General features: G+C 55.8%; 18 protein-coding genes. 6 read left to right on the forward strand and 12 right to left on the reverse strand.

The genetic code is table 11. The annotated features are described in order from the left end of the window. Nucleotides 1-51: 51 nt before the first annotated feature. Complete coding sequence (gene ftsY / locus AYT24_RS01025) at nt 52-1,002, forward strand: signal recognition particle-docking protein FtsY (protein WP_010931894.1); 951 nt, start codon at nt 52-54, stop codon at nt 1,000-1,002. 6 nt (nt 1,003-1,008) lie between these two features. Here ftsY and AYT24_RS01030 read toward each other — a convergent pair whose 3' ends face one another. Next, complete coding sequence (locus AYT24_RS01030; protein ID WP_164926813.1) at nt 1,009-1,572, reverse strand: GIY-YIG nuclease family protein; 564 nt, start codon at nt 1,570-1,572, stop codon at nt 1,009-1,011. Nucleotides 1,573-1,673: 101 nt separating this feature from the next. Between AYT24_RS01030 and AYT24_RS01035 the strand changes: the two genes are divergently transcribed. Beyond that, nucleotides 1,674-2,333, forward strand: a complete 660-nt coding sequence (locus AYT24_RS01035) for a protein-L-isoaspartate(D-aspartate) O-methyltransferase (RefSeq protein WP_226986876.1) — start codon at nt 1,674-1,676, stop codon at nt 2,331-2,333. A gap of 35 nt (nt 2,334-2,368) precedes the next feature. Then, complete coding sequence (locus AYT24_RS01040) at nt 2,369-4,462, forward strand: peptidylprolyl isomerase (RefSeq protein ID WP_319792419.1); 2,094 nt, start codon at nt 2,369-2,371, stop codon at nt 4,460-4,462. A 127-nt stretch (nt 4,463-4,589) separates the two neighbouring features. On the opposite strand, the gene ptsP is transcribed toward AYT24_RS01040, so the two are convergent. The 6 genes from ptsP to rfaE2 form a co-directional block, all read right to left on the reverse strand. Then, nucleotides 4,590-6,389: a phosphoenolpyruvate--protein phosphotransferase gene (gene ptsP / locus AYT24_RS01045; protein WP_010931898.1), complete on the reverse strand. Its 1,800-nt coding sequence runs from the start codon at nt 6,387-6,389 to the stop codon at nt 4,590-4,592. Between the two features lie 11 nt (nt 6,390-6,400). Continuing rightward, the gene (gene dnaB, locus AYT24_RS01050; protein ID WP_010931899.1) at nt 6,401-7,936 is read right to left on the reverse strand and encodes a replicative DNA helicase; all 1,536 of its coding nucleotides are present in this window, start codon (nt 7,934-7,936) and stop codon (nt 6,401-6,403) included. A 40-nt stretch (nt 7,937-7,976) separates the two neighbouring features. Then, nucleotides 7,977-8,603 (reverse strand): uracil-DNA glycosylase, encoded by a 627-nt coding sequence (locus tag AYT24_RS01055; RefSeq protein ID WP_010931900.1) that lies wholly within the window; start codon nt 8,601-8,603, stop codon nt 7,977-7,979. Nucleotides 8,604-8,622: 19 nt separating this feature from the next. Further along, a complete protein-coding gene (gene coaBC / locus AYT24_RS01060) occupies nt 8,623-9,843 on the reverse strand; it encodes a bifunctional phosphopantothenoylcysteine decarboxylase/phosphopantothenate--cysteine ligase CoaBC (RefSeq protein ID WP_010931901.1) in 1,221 nt (406 codons plus the stop codon). A 77-nt stretch (nt 9,844-9,920) separates the two neighbouring features. Beyond that, entirely contained in the window at nt 9,921-14,405 is a 4,485-nt protein-coding gene (locus AYT24_RS01065) for a translocation/assembly module TamB domain-containing protein (RefSeq protein ID WP_226986829.1), read from the reverse strand. Nucleotides 14,406-14,430: 25 nt separating this feature from the next. Next, the gene (gene rfaE2, locus AYT24_RS01070; protein ID WP_010931903.1) at nt 14,431-14,928 is read right to left on the reverse strand and encodes a D-glycero-beta-D-manno-heptose 1-phosphate adenylyltransferase; all 498 of its coding nucleotides are present in this window, start codon (nt 14,926-14,928) and stop codon (nt 14,431-14,433) included. Between the two features lie 325 nt (nt 14,929-15,253). Here rfaE2 and AYT24_RS01075 point away from each other — a divergent pair, with 325 nt between their 5' ends. Then, nucleotides 15,254-16,186: a lysophospholipid acyltransferase family protein gene (locus AYT24_RS01075; protein WP_010931905.1), complete on the forward strand. Its 933-nt coding sequence runs from the start codon at nt 15,254-15,256 to the stop codon at nt 16,184-16,186. Between the two features lie 47 nt (nt 16,187-16,233). Next, complete coding sequence (locus tag AYT24_RS01080) at nt 16,234-17,091, forward strand: glycosyltransferase domain-containing protein (protein WP_010931906.1); 858 nt, start codon at nt 16,234-16,236, stop codon at nt 17,089-17,091. 26 nt (nt 17,092-17,117) lie between these two features. Here AYT24_RS01080 and AYT24_RS01085 read toward each other — a convergent pair whose 3' ends face one another. Together AYT24_RS01085 and AYT24_RS01090 are read right to left on the reverse strand one after the other, a co-directional pair. Continuing rightward, nucleotides 17,118-18,287 (reverse strand): glycosyltransferase family 2 protein, encoded by a 1,170-nt coding sequence (locus AYT24_RS01085; protein ID WP_164926814.1) that lies wholly within the window; start codon nt 18,285-18,287, stop codon nt 17,118-17,120. Nucleotides 18,288-18,370: 83 nt separating this feature from the next. Then, on the reverse strand, nt 18,371-20,332 hold the full coding sequence (locus tag AYT24_RS01090) for an ABC transporter ATP-binding protein (RefSeq protein WP_164926815.1): 1,962 nt from the start codon (nt 20,330-20,332) through the stop codon (nt 18,371-18,373). Between the two features lie 227 nt (nt 20,333-20,559). Here AYT24_RS01090 and AYT24_RS01095 point away from each other — a divergent pair, with 227 nt between their 5' ends. Further along, on the forward strand, nt 20,560-21,567 hold the full coding sequence (locus AYT24_RS01095) for a glycosyltransferase family 2 protein (protein ID WP_164926816.1): 1,008 nt from the start codon (nt 20,560-20,562) through the stop codon (nt 21,565-21,567). Here AYT24_RS01095 and AYT24_RS01100 read toward each other — a convergent pair. From AYT24_RS01100 to AYT24_RS01110, 3 genes are all read right to left on the reverse strand, one after another. Beyond that, the gene (locus tag AYT24_RS01100) at nt 21,551-22,102 is read right to left on the reverse strand and encodes a YrbL family protein (RefSeq protein WP_226986877.1); all 552 of its coding nucleotides are present in this window, start codon (nt 22,100-22,102) and stop codon (nt 21,551-21,553) included. The two genes, AYT24_RS01095 and AYT24_RS01100, sit on opposite strands and share 17 nt — an antisense overlap. Nucleotides 22,103-22,401: 299 nt before the next feature. Then, nucleotides 22,402-23,436 carry a glycosyltransferase gene (locus AYT24_RS01105; RefSeq protein WP_164926817.1) on the reverse strand — a complete coding sequence of 345 codons (1,035 nt, stop codon included), beginning with the start codon at nt 23,434-23,436 and terminating at the stop codon, nt 22,402-22,404. A gap of 80 nt (nt 23,437-23,516) precedes the next feature. After that, nucleotides 23,517-24,485 carry a glucosamine inositolphosphorylceramide transferase family protein gene (locus AYT24_RS01110; protein WP_010931913.1) on the reverse strand — a complete coding sequence of 323 codons (969 nt, stop codon included), beginning with the start codon at nt 24,483-24,485 and terminating at the stop codon, nt 23,517-23,519. Nucleotides 24,486-24,530: the final 45 nt, after the last annotated feature.

The following is a 24,530-nucleotide window of genomic DNA, read 5'->3' on the forward strand; positions in this document are numbered from 1 at the left end:
GAATCCGTTCCGATCCCTTCGTCTGTAAACATAGCCAATTTCTCATTTTCCATGGGCTTTTTTGACAAGTTAGGGCTGTCGCGCCTCAAGGAGGGGCTCACCAAAACCCGCGACACGCTTCGCGACAAACTGGCGTTTGTTTCCCGGGGCAAAACCGAGGTGGATGACGAGTTCCTCGAAGAGCTCGAAAACATTCTCGTTGCCGCCGATGTGGGTGTCGAGACCACGCTTGACATTGTCGATGCGGTCACCGTGCGCTCCAAAGGCAAAACCTACCGTTCGGAGGAGGAGCTGAACGAGATGGTGATGGGCGAAATTCGCAACCTGCTTGTCGAGTCGGGCCACGAGCATCCGGTTGATTTCGACGCGCCGTTGTCGGCAAAACCCTACGTCATCATGATCGTCGGCGTCAACGGCGCGGGCAAGACCACCACCGTGGCCAAGCTGGCGCACAACTACGACAAGGCGGGCAAGAAGGTGGTGATCGCCGCCGCCGACACCTTCCGCGCCGCGGCCTACGAGCAACTCAAAATCTGGGCTGATCGCGCCGGAGTGCCGATCATCGGCCAGGGGCAGGGAGCCGATCCGGCCTCGGTGGTGTTCGACTCGGTCAGCTCGGCGGTTTCGAAGGGCACGGATGTGGTGCTGGTCGATACGGCGGGCAGGCTGCACAACAAGAGCCACCTGATGGAGGAGCTGGCCAAAATCATGCGCGTGGCCAAGAAAAAGATCCCCGAAGCGCCGCACGAAGTGCTGCTGGTGCTCGACGGCACCACCGGCCAGAACGCCGTACAGCAGGCTCGCGAGTTTACGAAGTTCGTCAACGTCACCGGCCTCGTCATGACCAAACTCGACGGCACCTCAAAAGGAGGCATCGTGCTTTCGATCTCCCGCGAACTGAACCTGCCGGTCAAGTACATCGGGGTCGGCGAAAAGATCGACGACCTCCAGCTCTTCGACCGCAAGAGCTTCGTCGAAGCGCTGCTCGAAAAAGAGAAGTGAAAACGTTCAGCCTTGCCGGATCAGATCAGGCATTGCTTTTTCGAGGCACGGCAACAAGGGTTCCAGCTTGTCAATCCTGAAAAGATGCGTACCTGCGGCGGCGTCCTGGGCGCCGAGGCGGTCGGCGACGGGCGTGGTTTCTGGCATTGCGGCGAGCGTTGCGGCGAGTCGCGCTTCAATGCGCTCCGCTCCCGGAAAAATAAACACATGCGCGAGTTCGGCTTCCTCGCGGTCGAGCAAAAAGTCGATGTGCCAGTGCAGTTTTTTATCCCCCCGACTGGCCGGCGCGCGGTATCCCCATGACATGAACAGTTCGAGCAACGCGCTCCTGATGGCGTGCGGCGGCTTGCTGTCGCTTCGCGAGGCGTGACGGAGCAGGCGCGAGGCGAGCGGGAAGCGCCCTTTCGCGCTGCCGAGCGCCGAGCCGACGTAGAGGTAGTGGCTCGGTTGCAGTTCGAGCGGTTCACTTTTGCGGAATTTGCCGAACGCCACTTTGATTGCGCGGTCGAGGTTGATCAGCAAGATGTAGCTGCCCTGTCGGGAATTCTGCCCGAAAATGGTATACTGCATTGCCCGGAATTGCATTATCTTTTATCAGATGCAATAGTAGCGAATCTTCGGCGGATTCCATGACGGTGTGCTGACTGGAACAGGTTGGGAAACGTATGAGGATGCAACAGGATGACGACATGGCTCGGGAGCGCCAGGAGATGGTGGTAGAGCTCAAGCGTTACGGTATCAGCAACGCCCGAGTGCTCGATGCGTTTCTGACGGTCAGGCGTCATCTCTTTGTCGATGCACAGAGCCGGCCCTACGCCTACAGCGACAATGCTATGCCGATCGGATTCGGCCAGACCATTTCGCAGCCCTATACGGTGGCGTACATGACTTCGCTGCTGGTGGAGCGCGTTCCATCCGGCAAGGTGCTTGAAATCGGTACCGGTTCGGGCTACCAGGCGGCTATTCTCGCCGAGCTTGGCTATCGTGTCTATACCATCGAGCGGATTGCCGGGTTGTACGCAGCGGCGGGGCGCGTGCTCGATGCGCTTGGTTTGCCCGTTCACCCGCGTCTCGGTGATGGAACGCTCGGCTGGCCGGAGGAGGCGCCGTTCGACGGCATCATCGTGACCGCCGCCGCGCCGCGCGAGCCGCATACGCTCATGAGCCAGCTTGCCGAAGGCGGCGTGCTCGTTGTGCCGATTGGCGACCTCGGTTCACAGCAGATGACCGTCATTCGGCGCAGGGGCGAGCGGTTCGAGCATGAGATTTTTCACAACTTCGCCTTCGTGCCGCTCTGCGGGCGTGAAGGTTGGGCAGACAACAACGAATAAACAGTCAAAGACAGAAAAGAGAAGTTATGGCACTAATGAGCAAGTTGAGGGATAAAACGCACATCGTGTTGTTTGTCCTCGTGGCGGCGTTCCTTGCCCTGATCGTTTTCGAGTGGGGGATGAACTTCACCGGCCCCACCAGAAAAGCGGGCGTAGCCGGGAAGGTCAATGGCGAGTCGATCTCCATGAATGAATACGAAGCGTTGTACAACAACATTGTCGCCGGGTTCCGGCAGAGCAATCCAGGCGTAGAAATCACCTCCGGCCTCGACGCGAAGTTTCGCGAGCAGGCCTGGAACTATGTTGTCGATCAGACGCTTCTTGCCCAGCTTCTCAAGAAATATGGCATCACCGTCACCGACCAGGAGGTGCTCGACGCGGTCAATAATCCCGTCAATCCGCCAGCGATCATTCGCCAGAACTTCACCGATCCCAGGACTGGCAAGATCGACCGCCAGTTGCTTGAACAGGCGCGTAGCGATCCGAAAGCCAAAGATTTCTGGCTCAACGCCCAGGAGGCGATCAAGCGCGAACTGATGGTCAACAAGCTGGTTATGACACTGAGGACCATGGTTTTCGTTACCGATCCCGAGCTTACTGAAGTGGTGCAGCGCCAGTTCACCACCTTTGCCGGTTCGTTTATTCCCTTTCCGTACAGCTATGCGGGCGCGGAAACCAATTTTCCGGTCAAAGATGACGAGATCAAGGCCTGGTACGACTCTCACAAGGAGCAGTTCCGGGAGGAGCCGGTGCGTAGCGCTGAGTTTGTCTTTTTCCCGTTGACTCCCTCCAGGCAGGATAGCCTTCAGGTTAAAAAGGAGATCGACGGGCTGATTCCGCAGTTCGCTGCGGCAAAGAGCGACAGCGAGTTCGTCAAGATTCAGAGCGACCTGCCGAATTCGGCGAATGTTACGCTTTCAAGAGCGGACTTTTCGCCCGCCGCAGGGCAGGCGCTGTTCAGCTCGCCGAAGCTCGTGCCCGGCCAGATTGTCGGCCCCATCGCCGACGAGGGCTACTACCGCTTGCTCAAGATTAAGAGCGTCACGACCGGCGAACCGGTTGCGAGCGCCTCGCACATTCTGATTCGCCTTAATCCGGCGGACAAGGCCGAGGCCGCGCGCGCCATGGGCCTGCTCAAAAAGATTTCCGAGGAGCTGAAGGGAGGCGCGTCATTCGCCTCGCTGGCCGCTAAATATTCCGAGGATCCCGGCAGCGCCCGCAACGGCGGTTTTGTTGGCTGGTTCACCAAGGATCGCATGGTGCCCCAGTTCGCCCAGGCGGTCTTTGCCGGCAAGCCCGGTCAGATCGTCGGGCCGGTGCAGACCCAGTTCGGCCTGCATATCATCAAGATCGAAGGGTTTGACAACCGGCGCATCGTCTGCTCGGAGGTCGCCCGCCAGATCAAGGCATCGACGCAGACCTCCGAAACGATCAAGCGTCAAGCGCAGGCTTTCCTGACCGAGGCAAAGTCGAAGGGATTTGAAGCGGCGGCGAAGGCGCAGAGGCTCGAAGTGGGCAAAACCGGCGACTTTACGCGCCAGAGCCTGCTCGCCGTGCCGGGCATGGGCGAGGCGATTACTGGCTTCGCATTCAAGGCCAAAGATAGTGATATTTCCGACGTGCTCGATGCCGAGAAGGGATTCGTGGTCGCGAAGTTGTTGACGCAAAACGATACCGGTTATCACCAGCTCGACGCCCAGCTCAAGGAGATGATCAAAACCGAACTGGTTCGTGAAAAACAGGGCGCGGCGCTGAAATCGAAGCTTGTCGCTTTGTCGAAAAGCTCCGGCGGCTCGCTCGACGCCATCGCCGCAAAGGACCCGTCTCTGCGTAAAATCACCTCGAAGGAGATTCGCTGGCGCGACGGCTACATCGACGGGTACGGCGTCGATCCCCAGCTCGTGGAGGGAATGGCGGGCATGAAGCTCAACACGCTTTCGCAGCCGGTACAGACCAGCGGAGGATATGCGCTCGTGCAACTGACCAGCCGCCAGCTTGCACCGGGCACCGATCTTGCCGCCGAGAAACAGAAGGTTTTGCCGCAACTGATGCAGGCCAGGCAGCAGCAGTTCCTTTCCGAGTATCTGCAATCGTATCGCCGGAACGCCAAAATCGAGGATTTCAGGTAGCGCCATTCAGGCAGACCCGATGCCGGAACAGCAAAAAGCCGCCCGGATAATTCCGAGGCGGCTTTTTTGTTATCGAGCTCTTACGGTCTTGCGTGTGATATGCAGGCGGCGGAATCCGGCGCCAGGTTCAGTGCGCCTTGACGAACGCTTCGAGGTGCGCCTTGATGGCCGAGGCGCTGGAGAGTTTCAGGCATTCGGCGGCGAGCGCTTCGCACTCCTCGACCGTGTATTTACCTACCATCGCCTTGAGTGCCGGGATATCAGAGCTGACGATGCTGAACTCCCGGAGGCCGCAGCCAATGAGGTATGGTGTGGCCAAGGGGTCGGAACCCATGTCTCCGCAAAGCGAGACCCGGCAGTGGTTTTTCTGCGCGGTCGAAATGACGCGGTGAAGCTGGCGGATGACCGCCGGGTGGAATTTCTCGAACAGATCCTGCACGATCAGGTTGTTGCGGTCAACGGCAAGGGTGTACTGGGTCAGGTCGTTGGTGCCGATGCTGACGAAATCGACGATTTGCGTGATTTCGTCGATCAGCTCGACGGCCGCCGGCACCTCGATCATGGCGCCGATGCCCGGTTTGTCCAGCGGCTCGGTGGTGAGTGATCTGATATGTTTATAATGCTCCTCGACTGCCTGTTTGATGTGCATGATCTCCTCGACCGACGAAATCATGGGGATCAGCACGTCGATGTTGCCGTGAATGTTGGCCCTGATGACCGCCTGGAGCTGCGCGTCGAGAATCTCCGGCACGTCGATCAGAATCCTGACGCCCCGCCAGCCGAGGTTCGGGTTCGGCTCCTTGACGGGCGAGTAGATGAGCTTGTCGCCGCCGATGTCGAACAGGCGGATGACCAGCGGCTTCGGCGCGAGCATCTCGCCCATCTTGCGGTAATACTCCTGTTGTGCCGCCTCTTTTGGAGGCTTGAGATCGTCGAGGAAAAGATTTTCGGTTCTGAACAATCCCACGCCTTCGGCCCCCATCGAGTCGAGATGTTCGATCTCCTCCTTGAAATCGATGTTCGAATAGACTGAAATCCTCACGCCGCAACGGGTAAAGGCGTGACGATGAGCCATGATCGAGTCATCGGCCTCGCGTTTGCTCTCCTCTTCCCGCTTTTTGAGATAGGTATCGACAGTTTCATCCAGCGGATTAGTGATGACAAGGCCTTCGTTGCCGTCGAGAATGATGCGTTCGCCCGAAACCGCCTTCTGCGAAAAGTTGCCCAGGCCGACTACAATCGGGATGTTGAGCGATTTGCAGATCAGCGAGACGTGCGAAGTTTTGCCGCCGGTGTCAGTGGCGAAGCCCTTGATGTTGCTGCGGCTGAGGAGAATGATGTCCGCCGGCGAGAGGTGGTGCGAGACCACAATGGAGCCTTCGGGCACCCAGGAGTGCAGCTTGCGAATGTGCAGATTTCGGATGATCCGCTCCTTGAGGTCGTGCAGGTCGGCGGCCCGCTCGCGGAAGATGACGTCGTCGGAGTTGAGGAAGTGTTCGAGAAGTTTGCCGAACTCCTGCTCGATAACGATATGCGCGGGCTTCAGCTCCTGGCGGATGCGGCGGGTGATGTTGCCGGTCAGCACCGGATCCTTGAGCAGCATGATCTGCGCCTGGAACAGATCGGAGTAGAGGCGCCCGATTTTGCGGGTGGTCACCCGTTCGATCTTTTTCAGCTCCTTTTCCGACCGGTGCAGGGCGGTCATGAAGCGCTCGATCTCCCCCTCGATGTTCTCCGGCGAGAGGTCGGCGGTTTCGTGCTCGATGGTCTCTCTGACGAATTCGTAGGTCTCTCCGATGGCGAATCCCTTCGCGCTGCCGATGCCTTGATAACGGCGCTCCTTGCCTGTCGAAGCAGGGCGATCGGCAGGGTTTGCGCTCGAGTCCGGCGCGTCGCCGGAATGTTTCGGGGCTTTTCTGTAAACCATGACCGGCAGGGTTAAAAGGGTGCGGCGTCCGAATTGTTGATAAAGCTGTCCATATCGAGCGGCGGCGGCTCCGGCAGGGATGCCTCCGGATAGCCATCTCCACGGGCGGGTTCTGGCTGCTGCTGTCCGCTATCGGCGGCTGTCAGGTAGCTGTTGGCCGTGGACTGGAAGCGCCCGTACTTTTTCAGGAAAAGCAGCCTGACCGTGCCGATCGGGCCGTTTCGCTGCTTGCCGATGACCACCTCGGTTATGTCCTTGGTCGAGGAGCCATCCTCGAAGTTCTTGATGCCGTACATCTCCGGTCTCGACAGGAATATCACCATATCGGCGTCCTGCTCGATCGAGCCGGATTCGCGAAGGTCGCTGAGCTGAGGCCGGCGGTCGCCGGAGCGCTGTTCGACCGAGCGGTTGAGCTGCGCCAGCGCGATCACCGGAATGTTCAGCTCCTTGGCGAGCGCCTTGAGCGAGCGAGAAATCTGCGCGATCTCCTGCTCGCGGTTCGAGCGCCCGTCCCTGACCGGCGTGACGAGCTGGAGGTAGTCAACCACCACCATGCCGATGCCATGCTCCTGCTTCATGCGGCGGGTCTTGGCGGTCAGCTCCATGATCGAGATGCCCGGCGTGTCGTCGATGAAGAGCTTGGCGTCGGCCAGCGCGTCCATGCTGTTGATGATCTTGTTCATCATCTCCGGCGAAATCTGGCCGCGCCTCACGAGCTGCGACTCGACGTAGGCTTCGGCGCACATCAGCCTGAGCGCGAGCTGAATCTCCGCCATTTCGAGGCTGAAGAAGAGCACCGGCGTGTTGAAGTTCACCGCCGCGTTTCGCGCCAGTGCCAGCGCGAAGGCGGTTTTACCGGCGGACGGACGGGCGGCGATGATAATCATGTCCGACGGCTGGAAGCCCGCCGTGTACTCGTCGAGTTCCGAAAATCCGGATCCGATGCCCGTGACCGACGAGTGTGACGAGCCGAGATTCTCGATCATTCTCGTGGCGGTTTTGAGCAACTCCTTGATGCTGGTGGCCTTTTTCTTGACACCCGCCTGCGAGATGTTGAAGAACTGCTGCGAGGCGTTTTCGACCAGATCGAAGATGTCCATCGAGGTGTTGTAGGCTGCGCTCGAAATGTGCGACGAAATCGAGATCAACCGCCGGTAGAGGTATTTCTCCTTCACCAGCCGGGCGTAGAACTCGATGTTCGCCGAGCTGATCACCTTTCCCGAAAGTTCGCCGAGGTAGGGGCGTCCGCCGATGTTCTCCAGCTCGCCTATGCGCGACAGCTCTTCGCTTACCGTGATGAGGTCGATGGCCTGCCGCTTCTGGTAGAGCAGCATCATCGCCTTGTAGATGATCTGGTGGCGCTTTTCGTAAAAGACCGCTTCGCCGTTGTCGCCGAAAATCTGGATCACCTGTTCGATCGGATCGTCTTCGAGCAGGATGCAGGCAAGCACCTCCTGTTCGACCTCCAGCGAGTAGGGGGGCACCCGGCTCTCCTTGCTGAAGTCGATGTCACGGCTCAAATCGAGTTGCGGTTCGCGCGGCTTCATTCCTTTTCTTTTCCTCGTCTTCTCATGGTTTCCTGTGCGGTCAGCCGTTCGGGCAGACCTTGTCGTAATGCGCCCGGAGCATCTGCACATCCTCCCAGCAGAGGCGCTTCCAGTTCGGATTGCGGAGCAGCGCCGCCGGGTGGTAGGTCACGACGCAGTCAAACCCTTTCCACTTGATGATGCGACCTCGCATCAAACCCATCGATTGCGTGTTTTCGAGTATCGTGTTGGCCGCCACTTTGCCGAGCAGGAGCAGCACCTTCGGTTTGATGATGCCGAGCTGTTGCATGAGCCACGGCTTGCAGCAGTCGATTTCGTCCGCGAGCGGATTGCGATTCTCCGGCGGACGGCACTTGATGATGTTGCCGATATAGACGTCTTGGCGCTCGAAGCCGATGGCGAGCAGTATCTTGTCGAGCAGCTGGCCCGAGCGGCCCACGAAGGGGCGGCCCTGCGCATCTTCATCCGCTCCCGGAGCCTCTCCTATAACGAACAGACCGGCCTGGGGATTCCCTTCGCCGAAGACCACGTTTTTGCGCGTTTGGGCCAGACGGCACTTGCGGCATTCGACGGTGATGCGGCACAATTCGCCGAGGCCCTCCAGCGGAGAGTTCGGCTGCGCGGCTTCTTCCGGAGCGGGATCGAACAGGGATTCCTGCGTTATCATGAACGGTCGTGCTTTGAAATTAACGGGGCAGAAGCGATTCGACCGCGTCGAGCAGTCTGGCTGCGGCCTCTTCCTTCGGGAGTAGCGGCAGTTCGGTGACGCCGCCGTCGCGAGCGAGGAGCGTCAGTGCGTTGGTATCGACTTCGAAGCCCGAAGTGCGGCCATCGTACACGTTGAAGGCGACCAGGTCGAGCTTTTTGTCTGCCAGTTTTTTCCGTGCGTAATCGATGCCGCCGGCCGTCTCCAGCGCGAAGCCGACGGCGAGCTGGCCTAGCTTTCGGTTCGTCGCGAATTCGGCGAGAATGTCCGGATTCCTGACAAGACGAATCTCCATCTCCGCTTCGTTCTTCTTGATCTTGCCCTCGACCGGCGCTTCGGGGCGGTAGTCGGCCACCGCCGCTGCGCCGATGAAGAGATCGCATTCGCCGAACAATGGTTGTGCCGCTTCCAGCATTTCGACCGCGCTCTCGACGTCGATTCGCTCCACGCCCGACGGCGTCGGCAGATTGACTGGCCCCGTTACAAGGTGAACCCTTGCGCCGCGCCGCGCTGCGTTGGCGGCGATGGCGAAGCCCATCTTGCCGGAGGAGTAGTTCGAGAGAAAGCGCACACCATCGATTTTCTCCCGCGTTGGCCCGGCGGTCACGACCACCGATTTGCCGCAAAGCGCGGACGCTTCCGGCGCGGCGAGCATTCCTGTGAGCGCCTCGAAGATCGTCTCCGGTTCGGGCATTCGCCCCAGGCCGCACTGGCCCGAGGCGAGCGAGCCGCTTTCGGGTTCCATCAAGCGGCACCCCTGCGCCCTGAGCGTCGCGAGGTTGCGCTGCACCGAGGGGGAGTCGTACATATGGCCGTCCATCGCCGGAACGATGAGCACCGGCTTGCCGGGGCGGAGGGTGAGAAAACAGAGCGAGAGCATGTCGTCGCAGAGCCCGGTGGCGAGGCGAGCGAGGGTGTTGGCGGTGGCGGGTGCGATGACGAACGCGTCGGCCCACTCGCCGAGCGCAATGTGGCGGGTGTATTCGTCTTCCCGTGCCTCATGGCTTGGGAAAATGCCTGTGAGCACTGGATGGTTCGAGACCGTAGCAAGCGACAGTTCGCTGACAAACTTCAGCGCCGACGCGGTGGCCAGCACCTGCACGCCGGCTCCCGACTTTTTCAGAAGCCTGACCAGTTGCGGCGTTTTGTAGGCAGCGATGCCGCCGGAGATGCCGAGAAGAATGTTTCTGCCAGTCAGCACTGTTGACTCAGGAATCGATGGTTCCGTTCTGTGAAAAATATTCTTAAAGGTATTAAAAATAACAACTATACGAAGCTTTACTCTTTTTTGTCTTTGTCTTTCTCCCGCCCCTTCTTTTTCCCGCCGAACAGGTGATCCCAGAACTGGCTCCAGGTGTGGAATTTTTCGCGGTATGACACGCTGACGCCCCAGTTTTCGGTCGGCTTTTGCAGGTTGGTGTAGGTTGCGTCGCTGGTGGTCATGCCATAGGAGCGGAACGCTTCGACGTACACTTTTGGCGTGACGCGGTATTCGATCTTCTGCGACGAACCGTTGTAGTAGTTCGTGGTGGTTCTGCTGCCCGCGACGGGCGTTGTGTTGGTGCCGACAAACCTCACCTTGCCGCCGGTGCCCGGCACGAGCATGGCGTAGGAGACCTCCAGGCCGCTGAGGTTGCCGTTCGCGCCAGCGCCGAGGTTGACGTTGAAGCTCTCAAGCCCGGCCAGATTCTGCACGATACTCGAAACCTGCGAGGAGAGCAGGCCGGTTCCGGCAGAGATGCCGACGCTTGATACGGGGCTGACTCCTCGCGAACCCTGCCGTTCCGGATTGAGGTACCACTGCCTTGAAAAGAGCATCGAGATGACGTTCAGATCGGCGTTTGGATCGACGTGGCTCGACTGGCGCCCGATCATGTTGGCTGATGAGTACGGCTGCGTATCATCGTTCAGGTAGTAGCCCATGCGCACGTCCGGCTTTTCGATGGTGCCGCTGACGGCGATGAGCAGCCGGACGTTGTCGCGCTCGCCGGTCTGGACGTCGGTTGCCGTCACCTGTTTGACGCCATAGATGTCGATCAGGCGGCCATCCCTGATCTCTTCGTTATTCCACGCCACTCGTCCGCTGTTTTCGAGCTCGAAGCTCGTGTTCGAGAAGGTGTACTTGCCGCCGGTAATATCGATCGAGCCGAACAGGCTGAATCGCTGGCCGGTTTTGTTGACCACGAGCGAGAGGTTGTTCATCTGCGCTTCGACCCGTTCGCCCCTGATCCGGTCGAAAATCATGGTGCCCTTGACCGGCGCGCTGTTCGAGAGCCTGAGATTTTTGATTTGCAGGATGTCGAGCAGGTTGTAGTGAAACTCCAGCTTTTCGGGTGGCGCGGCGGCTTCGACCGGTTTTGGCGCGGGACGGCGCGGCACGAATTTGATGAATTTTTCAACGCCGATGTACTTGGCGCTTTCGTTCGATCCTTTGCGGTAAAGGCTGAAGTTGACCGAATTCAGCACCAGATCGCCCTCGGCGACGGGCGCACTCAGCTCGCCGTAGAAACGAAGGTTGCCGGTTGTGCCCCGGATGGTGCCGAAGGAGGTGTCGTCCTTCATGTCCTTTTTGTTGTAGAGCAAGAGGTTGCTGAACGAGCCGCTGAGGTTGACCGTGACCGGCTTGAGGCCGTCGAGGCCGATCATGCCGCTGACCGCGCCCGTGCCATTTTCGGCGTCCTTCACTTCGAGGCGGCCAAAGTCGATGCGCGATGGCGTGCCGATGATCTGGCCGTTGACGCGGTAGGTGACTTGCGTCGGCGCGATGCGGACGTCGGTACCACGGAGGCGGGTGGTCAGGAATATCTCCGGCTTCGGCATCCGGCCAGTAACGCGCAGGTCGGTCGGGATGACTCCTTCGGCATGGTCGAAAATCGGGACGATGTAGGTGATGATGCTGGCCGACAGGTCGTCCGAACGCATCGAGATGCTGACTGGCCGGTTATCGGGAATCCGCGCCTCGAACGGCGAATAGCGCAGTACCAGCGGGATCGATCCGGAACCCGTGATGGTGTTGACTGGTACCGTTGCGGTAGTTCCGGCTGGCGTGGCCGCACCCCGGCTGTTGTACTCGAAACGGAGCTGCTCGCCAGCGTGGCGGGCCGTCAGGTGCACCGCACCGACATTGAGCTGGTCCCAGGTTACGCCGGAGCCTCTCAGGTCGAGGTCGCTCGTCTTCGAACCTGGTGCACCGCTGACGGTAAAGTCCGCGTTGATGGTGCCGCTCATTGGCTTCTGGGCGGAATCGGGCAGGAAGTATTTCGCTTCGGTCAGGTTGATGCCGGAGAGCGTTCCGCGGAAGGTTCCGGAGACGCTGTTGCTGAGCAGCCCGTTCAGTTGCAGCGACTGCGTGCCCTTCGCGAATCTGACGCGGTTGAAACGGATAAACTCTTTTGCGACATCGAGTGTGCCGCCGGGCGCGGTTTGCCAGACGCCACTCGGGGTGGTGAAGGCAAGCCGGTCGATGGAGACGGCGGCAGCGTTGCCGGAGCGCCGGGCAGTGAAGGCTGCGCTTAGCTTTTCCGAGAATCTGGGTATGGCAAGATCGAGCGAGGCCGCAAGGCGGCCATTGTCGAACGATGATACCAGGCGCAGGTTTTTCAGCTCTCTGCCGAACGTGTTTACCGTGCCTGCCGTACCGGAGAGGCGAGCCGCGGCAACGCCAGCCGCCGTGCATTGCATCGAGCCCGTCATCGCGGTGTTGTTCAGCTGGAACGATGGCCCGTTGGAAAGCGTGGTGCTGGAGAGAGCGGTATCCATCGAGAGGCGGCCTCCCGACAAGGTGGCTTTACCGGAGGCGGAGCCTTTGAAGCGGAACTCTTTTGCCGGAAGCAAAGGCTTGAGTGGCGTGAGGTCACGCACGGCAAGTTTGTAGTTGAAGGTCCAGGGCGAAGGTCCGCGCGGAAGCCGAATGGCCGCGGTGCTGCCGGTTTCTCTTGCAATGCAGGCCGCCGCCATTTGAAGGGCCTCAATCATCTGGCTCATCGACGCAGAGCCCTGGACGGCAAGGTCGACGGCTTCACTTTCGAGTGACACCGCCGAGGAGCCGGCGCTCTGCGCGATGCTGGCCGAAATCGCCGAGCGCTCCCTGAAGTGGAAGTCGCTGAACGACGACGGCTCCAGCACGAAGCTGGCCTTGATGTTCAGCGAGGCGGGATCGAACCCCCGCCCTTTCAGATCGAACCGGCCGTTGAGGTCGCTTCTGTAATCCTGAAGTCCGGTGGCTTTGGAGAGATCGAGTTTTTTGACGCTGCCACCAACGCTGTACGAAGGCGCCAGGCTTGAGAAATCGATGAGGCCCGCCATGATGAGGCTGCCGCCGTCAGGGCTTTTGAGGTCGCTTGAAAGATCGGCCTTCTTGCCCTTCAGGTCGAGTGTGACCGAGCCCGACGAGATAGTCTGCTGCTGCCAGAACGCGCTCTTTACGGACGTTTCGAGATGGGCGTTTTCGATGCCGGAAGCGCTGCCGGTACCATTGAACGAGCCCGAACCGGAAAAGCCACTTTTGACGCCTCTGATGCCAAGCAGTCGGTGCGGTTCGGTTTTTTCAATGTTGAAGTCCCCGTCAAGCTGATACTTTCCGCCGCCCAGCCGCTTGGTGTCGAATTTGGTCGATCCGCTGCCGAGGCCAGTCTTGAAATCGATACCGGTCATCCACTGGTCAAGCCGTCCCCTCAACATGCCGCTGAAGTTCACATCACCAGCCTCTTTGGCGAGCGAGCGGTAACGCTCGTCAGTGAGCACCTTCGTGAGCAGTGCTGAAGAGATTTTCGATTTGTCGATTTGCAGATTGAACGAGAGGCTCTCCGGATCGAGGAGGTTGAGTATTTTCCCCTGGAGCGCTACGCTGCTGCCGTCATGCTCGATGCTTACCGGCAGCATTTCGAGGTCGCTGAAGGTGCCTTTCGCATCGCCTTTGATACGGTACACGCCGGAGGGGAGCGCCGGAATCGGGATGAACCGGTTCAGCTCGGAGGTGTCGATGCCCAGCGATTCGATATGGATGAATGTTTTTTTGTTCAGCAGGCTCTTTTTCGAGATGCCGGAGAAAATGTCGAGTCCGTCGATGGAGACCGACAGCTTCGCGTGGCTTTTGGCGGTTTCGAGGTCGAGACCGAGCACGTCGCTTCGTACCGATGAAAAGGCCAGCGATCCGGAACCCTTCTTGAGCGTCAGCCCACGGTCGGGCATGGTGAACTGCATCTGTTTGATCGTGCCCATGAACTCGTACTTGGCAACAAACGCCCTCGACATGTCGAGCTGGAGGTTTTGCAACCGGTAGGCGGGCGCGTTGGCCGGTTTCCATGACACCGTGCTGTTTCTGAGCTTGAGCCGTCTGGCGCGAAATTTCTCGATAGCCAGCATTTCAGGCAATTCCGGATGCCTTCTGGTGAAGATTTTCCCGATATTGAGCTGCCCGTCGGGATACTCGGCGATGCTGGCATGGCCACCGTCAACATCGACCTCCCTGAACGACAACAGCGTGATCTTTGGTCTGAGCAGCGAAAGAAAATTGAACTTCAGGGTGAGTCTGTCCGCGCGGGCCGCGGGTTTTGCGGCTCCTTCCTCGAAGATGCCGGGGCCGACGAGGGTGACCTCATCAGGGAAGCGCAGTTTGACCTCTTTCAGTTCGAGACGTCCCCGGTACTCATTGTTGAACATCGACAGGAGCTGCTTTTTGGCAAACAGATCCACCATGCCGCTGTTGAGCACCAGGGCGGCGGCGATGCAGAGAACGATGACGACGGCCGATGCGGCGGTCATCACGAACAAACTGAATTTCTTGACTCTATCCACCGGTCTGTTGGGGGCAATGAAGTTGAATGATGGTCTCGATGATGCCGGTTGTCGAGCGGCCCTCAAGCAGCGGCACGGTCAAAACGGAGCCGCCGTGTTCGATGACGGCTTTGGCTCCCGCGATTTTTTCGACCGGCCAGTCAGCCCCTTTGACCAGAATGTCCGGCAGGAGCAATTTGATCAGCGTTTCAGGCGTATCGTCGTCGAAGAGCGTGACGGCATCGACCGACGCCAGCGCCGAGAGTACATCAGCCCGGTCTTGCTCCGGCACCACCGGTCTGTTTGGGCCTTTGAGCCGTCTGACCGAAGCGTCAGTGTTCAGCCCGACAACGAGCCGGTCGCCCAGTTCCCGGGCTGCTGAAAGATAGCGCACATGACCGGCGTGGAGAATGTCGAAGCAGCCATTGGTGAAGACGACTTTTTCTCCGGCAGCCTGCCAGTTTCTGGTCTTCAGCACGATTTCGTCTCGGGTGAGCACTTTGGGGGGCATCTCTCTTTTCGGGTCTTCAGATTTCAGGCCTGAAATTCATATTAATAGTAAATATAATCCGAGACGCAAGAGTCCCTAAAAAGTTGTTCGCTCCGTTCGCGGGCGTCTCATTGCCGGTGAAATTTGCCGCCTGCCGTTGTTGCGGTATTCTCTGACCGAGGCCGCACTTTGTGTTTCCCATGTTTTTTCCGGTTTCGTACCTTCAGAAAGGCTTTGCGCTCAGGATTGCTTATTCAGGCGCAGTGCGGCCCTTTTTGACCGTTTTCCGGGATAAAGGATGATTTCAAAGTATGGTGGTTATGAATATGAATGAGGTGCGTGTTTCATGAGCATCGAGCGAAACAGGCGCACAAAGAGAGTTAAACGCACCATGCGCTCGGCATCGAATACCGTGACCTATGGGGCGGTCATGTTGCTTGGCGCTCTGGTTCGGAAGTTGAGCCGGAAACAGACCCGGCGTCTGGCCTGCGTCATCGGGGACTTCATGCACCGGGGCATCGGGCTCAGGCGGGATCTGGTTTACAGGAACCTCAGCCTGACCTTCCCTGAAAAATCTTCAGAAGAGATCGGCCGCATCGCGACGGCCATGTATCGCAATGTTGCCGGTACGCTGCTCGAAGTGCTGCGGCTGCCCTTGATCTGCAACCGCGACGACGCGGCGGCGCTGGTCGATATCAAAGGCGACGAAGCCTTCTGGGAGTGGCATCGTAGCGGGACGACGGGCGCTGTGATGGTGTCAGCCCATTATGGCAACTGGGAGTTGATGGCGATGGCCTTCGGCCTGTTGATCTGCCCCGTTACCATTATCGTCAAGCGGCTGCGCAACGAACGGGTTGATCGCAAGATGAACGAGTACCGGACCATGCGCGGCAACAGCGTGGTCTATCCGAAGCAGTCGGTCAGGGAGGGCTTGCGCCTGTTGCAGAGCGGCGGTACACTGGCCATTCTCGGTGATCAGTCCGATCCCGATGAAGTCAATTTCGGCGAGTTTCTCGGTCGTCGCACCACCATGTTCCACGGCGCAGCCTTCTTTGCGCTCCGGGCGAACGTGCCATTGTTTGTGCCCACGTGCACCAGTAACGGTGATGGACGGTACACGATCAACATTACTCGGGTCAACACCGCTGACCTTACATTCAACAAGGCCGATATTGCCACGCTCGCCGTACGCTACACCAGCGCGATCGAAGCACAGATTCGCCGTCGTCCCGAGGAATGGTTCTGGCTGCACGACCGCTGGAAGCGGGGTCGTGATTGAGGAAAAAGTGGATTTTCAGTATTCTTGATTATTGACGCACACACTTTATGAACGCAGGGAAAAAAGGCGTTATCTACACCTGTATTACTGGTGGGTATGATGAGTTATTGAACCATACATTTATCAGTCCTGAGTGGGATTATGTCTGTTTTTCCGATGATATGGGTATCAACAATGAAAAAAACGCTCAATGGGAAATCAGACCATTGCGTTTTGAAAAACTTGATGATGTTAGGAATCAGCGATGGCACAAGCTGCATCCTCATCTCCTGTTTCCGGAATCTGGGTTGAGTTTGTGGGTTGATGGTAATGTTGATATTTTGGATGGAGAGATCTTTCATGATATAGACAGGGCACTAAACGCCAATCTCTTGATAGCTCCTTCGTTGCATCCGGAGAGGAATTGCATCTATGATGAGTTTGATGCATGTCGTCAGCTTGGTAAGGATGATCCGGATGTCATGGGAAGACAGGAGTATTTGATAAAAAAAGATGGTTTTCCAAAGGCAAAGGGGTTGTTTGAAACAAATATTATTTTTCGATGTCATTCTCACCCGATGGTGATCACTATTATGGAAGAGTGGTGGTATTGGGTGGAGCAGTATTCGAGAAGAGATCAGCTTGGTTTTACCTATGTCCTCTGGAAAAATAATTATACTGTTGAACCTCTCTCGCCTGTTTCGTACAGATTTAGTCCCGGTGTCAGGTTCAGGTATGGTGCTTTTCATATAACAAAGGAGCAGCTGATAAAGGAAAAGGCGGCACTTGAAATAAAGGTGCAAAGATTTGAGGCGTTGATATGCGGGCGACTTGTTAAGGTATTGTACAAAATCAGGAAGTCAACGGTCAAAAGGTGGTGTCGTGTGAAAATGCAGTTACTTAACTCTCTATGTTGTCGTAAATGATGGGCGTTTCAAGTCTGCCAATAGTTTCAGAATCTTGTTCTTTTTCTTATTTCTCTTTCGACATGCTTTGCTGTTTTTAGTAATCTGTACAACGGTTTTTCTTGTAAGGTTTTATAGAAATTATCAATGAGCGCAGTGTTTTGTGTTCGCAGGGTTTCTGATAGCATAATCATCTCACTGATACTTATTTGCGTTTCGTCTCCGCTATCTTTTTCGATTGTTTTTTCCCCGATCATTGAGAGGTCCCCGGATTGAAAACCCTTTTCAAGAAAGTCTGTCGTTTTTGTTATGATTTCGCTGAATCGTCGGTCAATGATGTGCGCTGGTCCCAAGCTTTTTGATGTTGGCTTGTCAGGCATGGAGTGCTTCTCCCAGAACCAGTCTAACCGCCCTTCTTGCGCTATCTTGTAAACAAGTTGATTTTGCCAGCCATGGTTTGGGGGAAATTTGTTTTTTATCTTGAATTCTCCATGTTCTGCCTTGTTTTGCAGGCGTTTCTTTGTTGGATAGGTTAAGTGGGCTGCTTCAATTTCTTTTATGTGTTTGCCTTGGACGTTGCCTTTGAAGTGAATTGCTGAATGTGCCCCTGCTGTTATTTGTAAAAAATCACTGAGTCTTATGATTACTTTTGAAGGAAATGGTATGTCAAAAAATGTGGCATCTCCATCATAAATCAATTCGGGGATCGTTTTGTTTTTTGTGAGGCTTTTATATGGGCGCGTGTTTGCCTTTTTCTCTATCTCTGGATTGGGGACGGATTTATGGATAATGTTTTTGTAGTTATCGAGTATGAGGTCATTAAAATGTCTTGTTGAGATATAGTTGTTGACTGTGTATCTGATTGCCTGGTGACATTTTTCTGTATTTGACAGTATTTTTCTTAACGAAGTTGATTCGTCTACTAATAAGAATTCGTCGGCATCAAAAACATATATCCAGTCAGGGTTTGATTTTTTTGATATCTGTATTATTGTGTTGGTTGCTGCCTCTTGAAAAAAACCGATATTGTTTATCGTTATAATGTGAAGACGTTCTCCCCAGAGTTTTTTAAGATGGTTTAGACCATGAAAGGTTTGGTCTGTGCTGGCGTGGTCAACCACATAGACTTCGTCTACATGGTTTATCAGTGCATGCGATATGGATACGGCGATCAATCCCCATTCATTATGGGCAAAAACAATTCCAACTATCTTCATTGTTTTTTTTGTGAAATATGTAAAAGCCTATATGCTATAGCGTTAACCATGATACTACGCCACGCCAGACATGGTCTTTCAGGTCACGTTGTTTGTTGCCGATTGGCAGCCTGTCCCGTAAACTGGATGTCGTAGAGCATTTTGTACACGCCATTCTTTTCGAGCAGCGCGGCGTGGTTGCCAGCTTCGACCACCTTTCCTCGTTCCATGACGATGATCTTGTCGGCATTCTTGATAGTTGAGAGACGATGTGCCACAACCAGCGCCGTGCGGTTTTCCATGGCGTGGTCGATGGCGTCCTGCACCACCTTTTCCGACTCGTTGTCCAGCGCGCTGGTGGCCTCGTCGAAGATGAGCAGTTCTGGATTCTTGACCATAGCGCGGGCAATGGCAATGCGCTGGCGCTGGCCGCCTGAGAGCTGAATTCCCCGGTCCCCGATCATGGTATCGTACTGTTCCGGTTTTTCCATGATGAACTGGTGCGCATTTGCCAGCTTTGCGGCTTTTTCGATCTGGTCGTGCTCAATCTCTTCATGGACGCCATAAGCGATATTCTGCTCGATGGTGTCGTTGAACAGAATCACCTCCTGGCTGACCACACCGATCATCTTTCTCAACTGTTTGTAATCAAACTCGCGAATGTCAATGTTATCGATGGTGATGCGCCCCGAATCGACGTCATAGAAGCGCATGAGTAGATCGACAGCTGTCGATTTGCCCGATCCCGACTGGCCTACGAGCGCCACCATTTCACCCTTTTTGATTTCGAAGGAGACGTGATCGAGGATGTTCGGGGCGTTGGGATCCTCCTTGTTGTATTTGAAACAGACATCCTCGAAACGAATTGCCTCGTTGAAGGTACTGATGGATCGGTTGCCGTTGACAATCTCTGGTTCGGCGTCCAGCACTTCAAACAGGCGTTCGACTGACACCAGTCCGGCCTCGATAGCGGTGTTTGCGTCGCCAAGCTGCTTGATTGGTCCCATGGTCGAGTACAGCGTGAAGGCGAAGAGCAGGAGTTCATTGGCGGTCATCATGCCGTTGAAGACCTGCAGGCCGCCAAACCAGAGCACCATGGCGATGGCCGCAATCATGAGCGTTTCATTGAGAGGGCCAATCATGTTCTTGAGCTGCGAGATGCGTATGCCGAGCGTACGAAACTCCTTGGTGAACGCCTTGAACTTGTTGAACTCGACCTCTTCGAATGCCGTGGATTTGATGATCTTGATGCCGTTGAATTTTTCCTGCAATACAGAGTTCATGTTGCCCATGTTTACCTGGTAACGGCGCGCCAGGCCCCTGATTTTCTTGCCGATCATGCGGACGAACACAAGGATAAAGATCGACGTGACTGCTGAAAAAAGGGTCAATTGCCAGCTCAGCGTGAGCAGCACGGCAAGAAAGACGATGATGGAAAAAGGGTTTTGCAGGAAGTTGACGAAGGTCGCGCTGATGCTGTTGTTGACGTTTTCGACGTCGTTATAGACGTAGTTCATCAGGTTGCCGACCCGGTTCTTGTTGAAGTAGTCGAGCTGCATTTCGATGATACTGCTGAAGACGTCGTCACGGAGTTTCTTGGCAGTTTTGGTCTGGATGCGGAAAATGATCTGCTTGTTTAGATAGATGAACAGGTTTTTGAGGGCGAATGCCGAGATCAGGAACAGGCAGATTTTTAGGAGCGTCTCTTCTTTGGTGGGAGCGTTGAACATTGCCTGGAACTTTTCGAGAGCCCAGGTTTTCAGCTGAATGGCTTTGCTTTTGAGTGTTTTGTCCCCGGGGTTTTTGCCTGTCGCATCTGTTGTCGATAAACGCTGATCCGGTTGGGGCGGCCTCGTTTTTTGCAGGGCCAACGTTGGATGGGTGGTGGTAGCTGGTTCGGCTTTGAGGGCCGTTTGGTTGGTGGAAAAAACCTCGTTGAGCAGCGGAAGAATCGAATAGATCGACACGACGCTGAAAAGTGAGGTAAGCATGCTCACAACAATGACCAGAGCGATTTTCCCTTTCGATGGAGCTAGGTAGCGAAGTATTCTCAGCAGTATCTTCATGGATAGACACATCCCTCGTTCATATGGCACAAACTTTAATATAATGCAATAATCTGAAACAAAGGGAACCGTTCGTCAGATTATGCTGGCGTGATTTTACTGTGTTTTGTTTAGTGTTTTGACCTTTGCTTGCGGTTTTTTATTTTTTTCAAGCCCTGCTCTATCCCTGAGTACCCCGGCTTCATTTACCCCTACAAAACAAGCCTATACAACAAGCCTATACTCCTATGAGCTGCTCTTTTCAAACCAATCATGAAGGGACTCCCTTTTCAGTATCGGCTGTTATGGCGGTGTATAATCCCAAGCCTGAATTCTTCAGACAGGCCGTTTTGTCGGTGCTTGGCCAGACGATGCCTGTGCTTGAACTGGTGTTGGTTAATGACGGTGGCAGTGATGAGTTCAAGAGCGTTTTGCCGGACGATGATCGGATCAGGGTGTTTACAAAGCCGAATGAAGGGGTGGCTGCAACGCGTAATTTTGCCATTAAGCAATGCCGTGGCGAGTACATTGCGTTTCTGGATCAGGATGATTACTGGTATTCTGACAAACTGGCCGAGCAAATGGCTATGATTTCCGTTAAAGGGGAGGCGTGTATGGTGATTTCCCCGGTGGATATTGTCGATAATCAGGGCGTGCCAATCATAAAACAGAATCGTAAAAAAGTCACAAATAGGTATTTTAGGAAAATAGCGCATCCGGATATTCGTTTTCCGCTTGCCGACGGCAATTTCATATACTCTTCAACTCCGCTCATTCATCGCCGGGTTTTTGAATGTGTCGGTCTGTTCGATTCTTTTACCCAGCCGCATGACGACTGGGATATGTATCTCAGGATCGCTTTAGCCGGGATTTCTGTTCATTGTTACCGTGAACGAGCATTGTCGGTCTGGCGTATGCATGATTCCAACGAGTCACAGAAGCGAATGGCCATGATGCTCTCGAAGTGCGAGGTGGAGTGGAAGATTCTGCAGGGGGGCGTGCCAGAGCCTGTCGCGAAGATCATGCACTCCAATCTTGCGCTGGACCAGATCGTGATGGATAACCTGTGGTACAATGAACGGGAGTTCGCCAGGTTCAGGGAGACGGTGCGTCGTGATCTGCCCGGACTGATGAGGTGCGCCGTGAACAGTGGTCGGCACGATCGTTATGTGACAGGCTATCGAAAGCGGGCTGCCAGCGCAATCATAAAGTCTGCTCGTCGTTACCTGCTCTCTCTTTTCAGCCGCCAGCGATAACACGTTGTACGGTATTGTTGTCCGGAAACTTTTTAAGCAGATCGGCTTCAAACGTGTTCCATTTTCTCAGAATGACCCGTTTAGCAAAGGTGCTCATGTAGTTTGCGATGGGCAGGCACTGGTTGTTGCCGAGTCCGTCGATCAGGATGAGGCGCTGCTGGTTGGGCGTCAGGCGTTGCAGGACGATGTTGTCGGGCTTCAGCTCCCTGACGACAATACGCTCCCTGAGCATGTAGCTCCGGAAGTTGCTGAACAGTTCCGTCAAAACCGTGGCCGGAGGCGTGAGCCGGTCGTCGGCCAGGTAGCTATCGAGCGTGCGGGAGATCGAACCGTCGAAGTCTCGAGCCAGGCTGAACATCACGCCCGAACCCGCGCTGTTTTCTACAGAACCGTAGGTTTTTGCCAGCATTTCCCATGAGATACCGCGTCGCTGGTGGCGACGGTAGTACTTCAGCTCCTGCTTTTCGACATCAGGATTACGGGTATAAGTGATCTTGATGCACTTGTCGGGGTCATCGGGGTGTGCAAGTAACAGAGCCGTGAAGAGCCTTTACCAAGCAATGGTGAATCGGTCAGGTCGAGCACGCTGGTTACGATTGTTAAGAATGTCAACAAATAGTTTTCGTAATTGTAATAAAAAAAAGTTTGTTGCAAAAGCGTGTCGCGTTCTGGATTGTTTTCAGATGTTTGGAGTGAGGCCTATGGCAAGAGCATCGTTATCCCGATCCCGATCCCGATTCGGTTGGGGGGGGGCTGTTGGTCATCTGAGAGCTACGTCATGATGTTGTTGGGGCAATCTCTTGCGGTTGCTCTTCTGTCGTCAGTCAGGTCGGGTCAGCGTGAATGGTGAATTTTCGTTTGCCGGAAATGATCGTGCAGGATGGTTGCCATCTGTTCTTGAACCCGCTGCCGTTCGTATGTTTCCAGAAAGTGTCGGAGGCTTTCCTGGCCCATATTTTTACGTTGTTCTGGATTCAGAATAAGAACTTCGAAAGCTTTTGCCCATTCTTCTTCAGTGTCGGCAAGTATGCCACTTATTCCGTGGATGACTGCTTTTGTATTCGCGCCCACCTTCGAGGCTACGACTGGTTTGCCGTGAGCCATGTATTGCAGCAGTTTGAAGGCGCATTTGCCACGGCTCCATTCGTCATCTTCCAGTGGCATGATGCCGATATCGATCGAATCGAGCCAGCTCTCTTCCGCCTCTTTTGACCACGGCGTGAACTCCCAGCGGGTTTTGAGGCCTTCAGGGGGCTTGCCGCTCATGACCGAAAATCTGACCGATGGGTGGCTTTGCTGGATCGTCGATGCGGCCTGATCAAGCATTTTCAGGAAATAAAGGTTGCCGGTGTTGCCGATCCAGCCGATGGTGACCGTCTCATCGGTCGTCTTTGGTGACGGTGGCTCCAGAAGTTTTCGGTAGGCGGTCGGGACGACGAAGGTGTGTTCGGGATTGAACCTGCGAGCATACTCCGCCAGGGCATCGCTTCCGGCAAAGACCAGTGACGAGTATTTCAGGGCAGTGTTTAGGCGACGGATGATCTGTTTTGATCCCGGCTGGGTCGGTTTTGGCTTGCCATTGAGATAGCTTTCGACAGCATAGAGTGCGTCGTCGTAATCGTAGATGAGCCGGGTTTTTCGTGCAATGATCGAGGTGAAAATGGTGGACAGTGGTTTGCGTTGCAACCAGACGTAATCGTACTCTCCGCTACGGAGCGCAATCGAGAGTTTTTCAGGATAGCTTTTACTGGTGATGCGGAGTGGCTGCATATCAATGCCGTACTCCTTCCAGTAGGGGAGGAACTGCTCGACGCGGTAACGGTAGCTGGCTTGGTTTTCTGCGAGATGCAGACAGAGTATCCGGATCATTGGGAGTTCTCGGATTTGTTGCTTATTCAATAGGTATCATTTTGCCGTGAAGCCCGTCCGCATTTGGAGCGCCAGATTCATCATGACCTCAATTTGTCTTCCAGTCCGTCAACCAGCGCGATCCAGCGGCCATCGGGCATCCGGTGCGGATCGACGGTGTGCATCCCTCTGCCGTTCCAGACCTCGTTTCCTTCTTGGACGACCGGCGTGTCGGAAACTGCCTCCTCGCGGTAGGCGGTAGGCGTCAGCTCGGTGATGCGAAAGCCCCACACCTTGCTGCCGTAGCGAGGCTGGCCGTCCTGCGCGAAGCGGTAGAGCGCCGCGCCGTTCTTGACGACCCGACCGCCGGGTCGCGCGAAGTGGTCGCTGTTTTTGACGACCGGACTTGCCGGATGCTCCCGCCATGGCCCGGTGAGCGTTTCGGCGACATGCAGATGGAGATTGTTCACCTTGCGCATGTAGCTGAAGAGGTACCAGTGGCCGTCGTGAAAGATGATCGACGGGTCGAGCAGCGCCACCTCGCGTTTGTTTCCGCTCAGGAGCGTGGCGATTGGCCGCCAGTCGTCCGGAAACGAGGCGGCCCGGTAGAGGCGGATCGATTTTGATTTGGCGCATTCGGGAATCATGTACACTTCGCCATCGTGTTCAAAAACATAGGGATAGGAGAGGTGGAACCGTTCCCGGAGCACGACGTGGCTGTAGCGCCATGTTTTCAGGTCGTCGCTGACGGCATGGCCGATTTCGCCCATCTTCCGCTTCGTGTTGAGCAGCTCGAAAAAGAGGTGGAACGCGCCGTCCCGCTCTATCATGAACGGATCGGCGATGAATCTCGCGGGCGCATCGGTGACCTCCTTGGCCGTCAGGATCGGATTGCGGATTCCGGCGGCGGGCGAAAGCGTGACGGGATCCGGCCCTTCGTACAGGCCGATCGACCAGACATCGTTTTGCTGCCGCAGCTGCTTTTGCTTCCAGCGCTTGATGCGGTACTTGACGAGCAAGCTGAGTCCGGTAAAGAGCACGATTGCGGTGATGTTGAGGACGAGGGTCATGTGCAGGGGCGATGCTTGATCGGAGAAATTGTGCCCGTTAATTTA

Source organism: Chlorobaculum tepidum TLS, from assembly GCF_000006985.1.
GTDB classification, from domain to species: domain Bacteria; phylum Bacteroidota; class Chlorobiia; order Chlorobiales; family Chlorobiaceae; genus Chlorobaculum; species Chlorobaculum tepidum.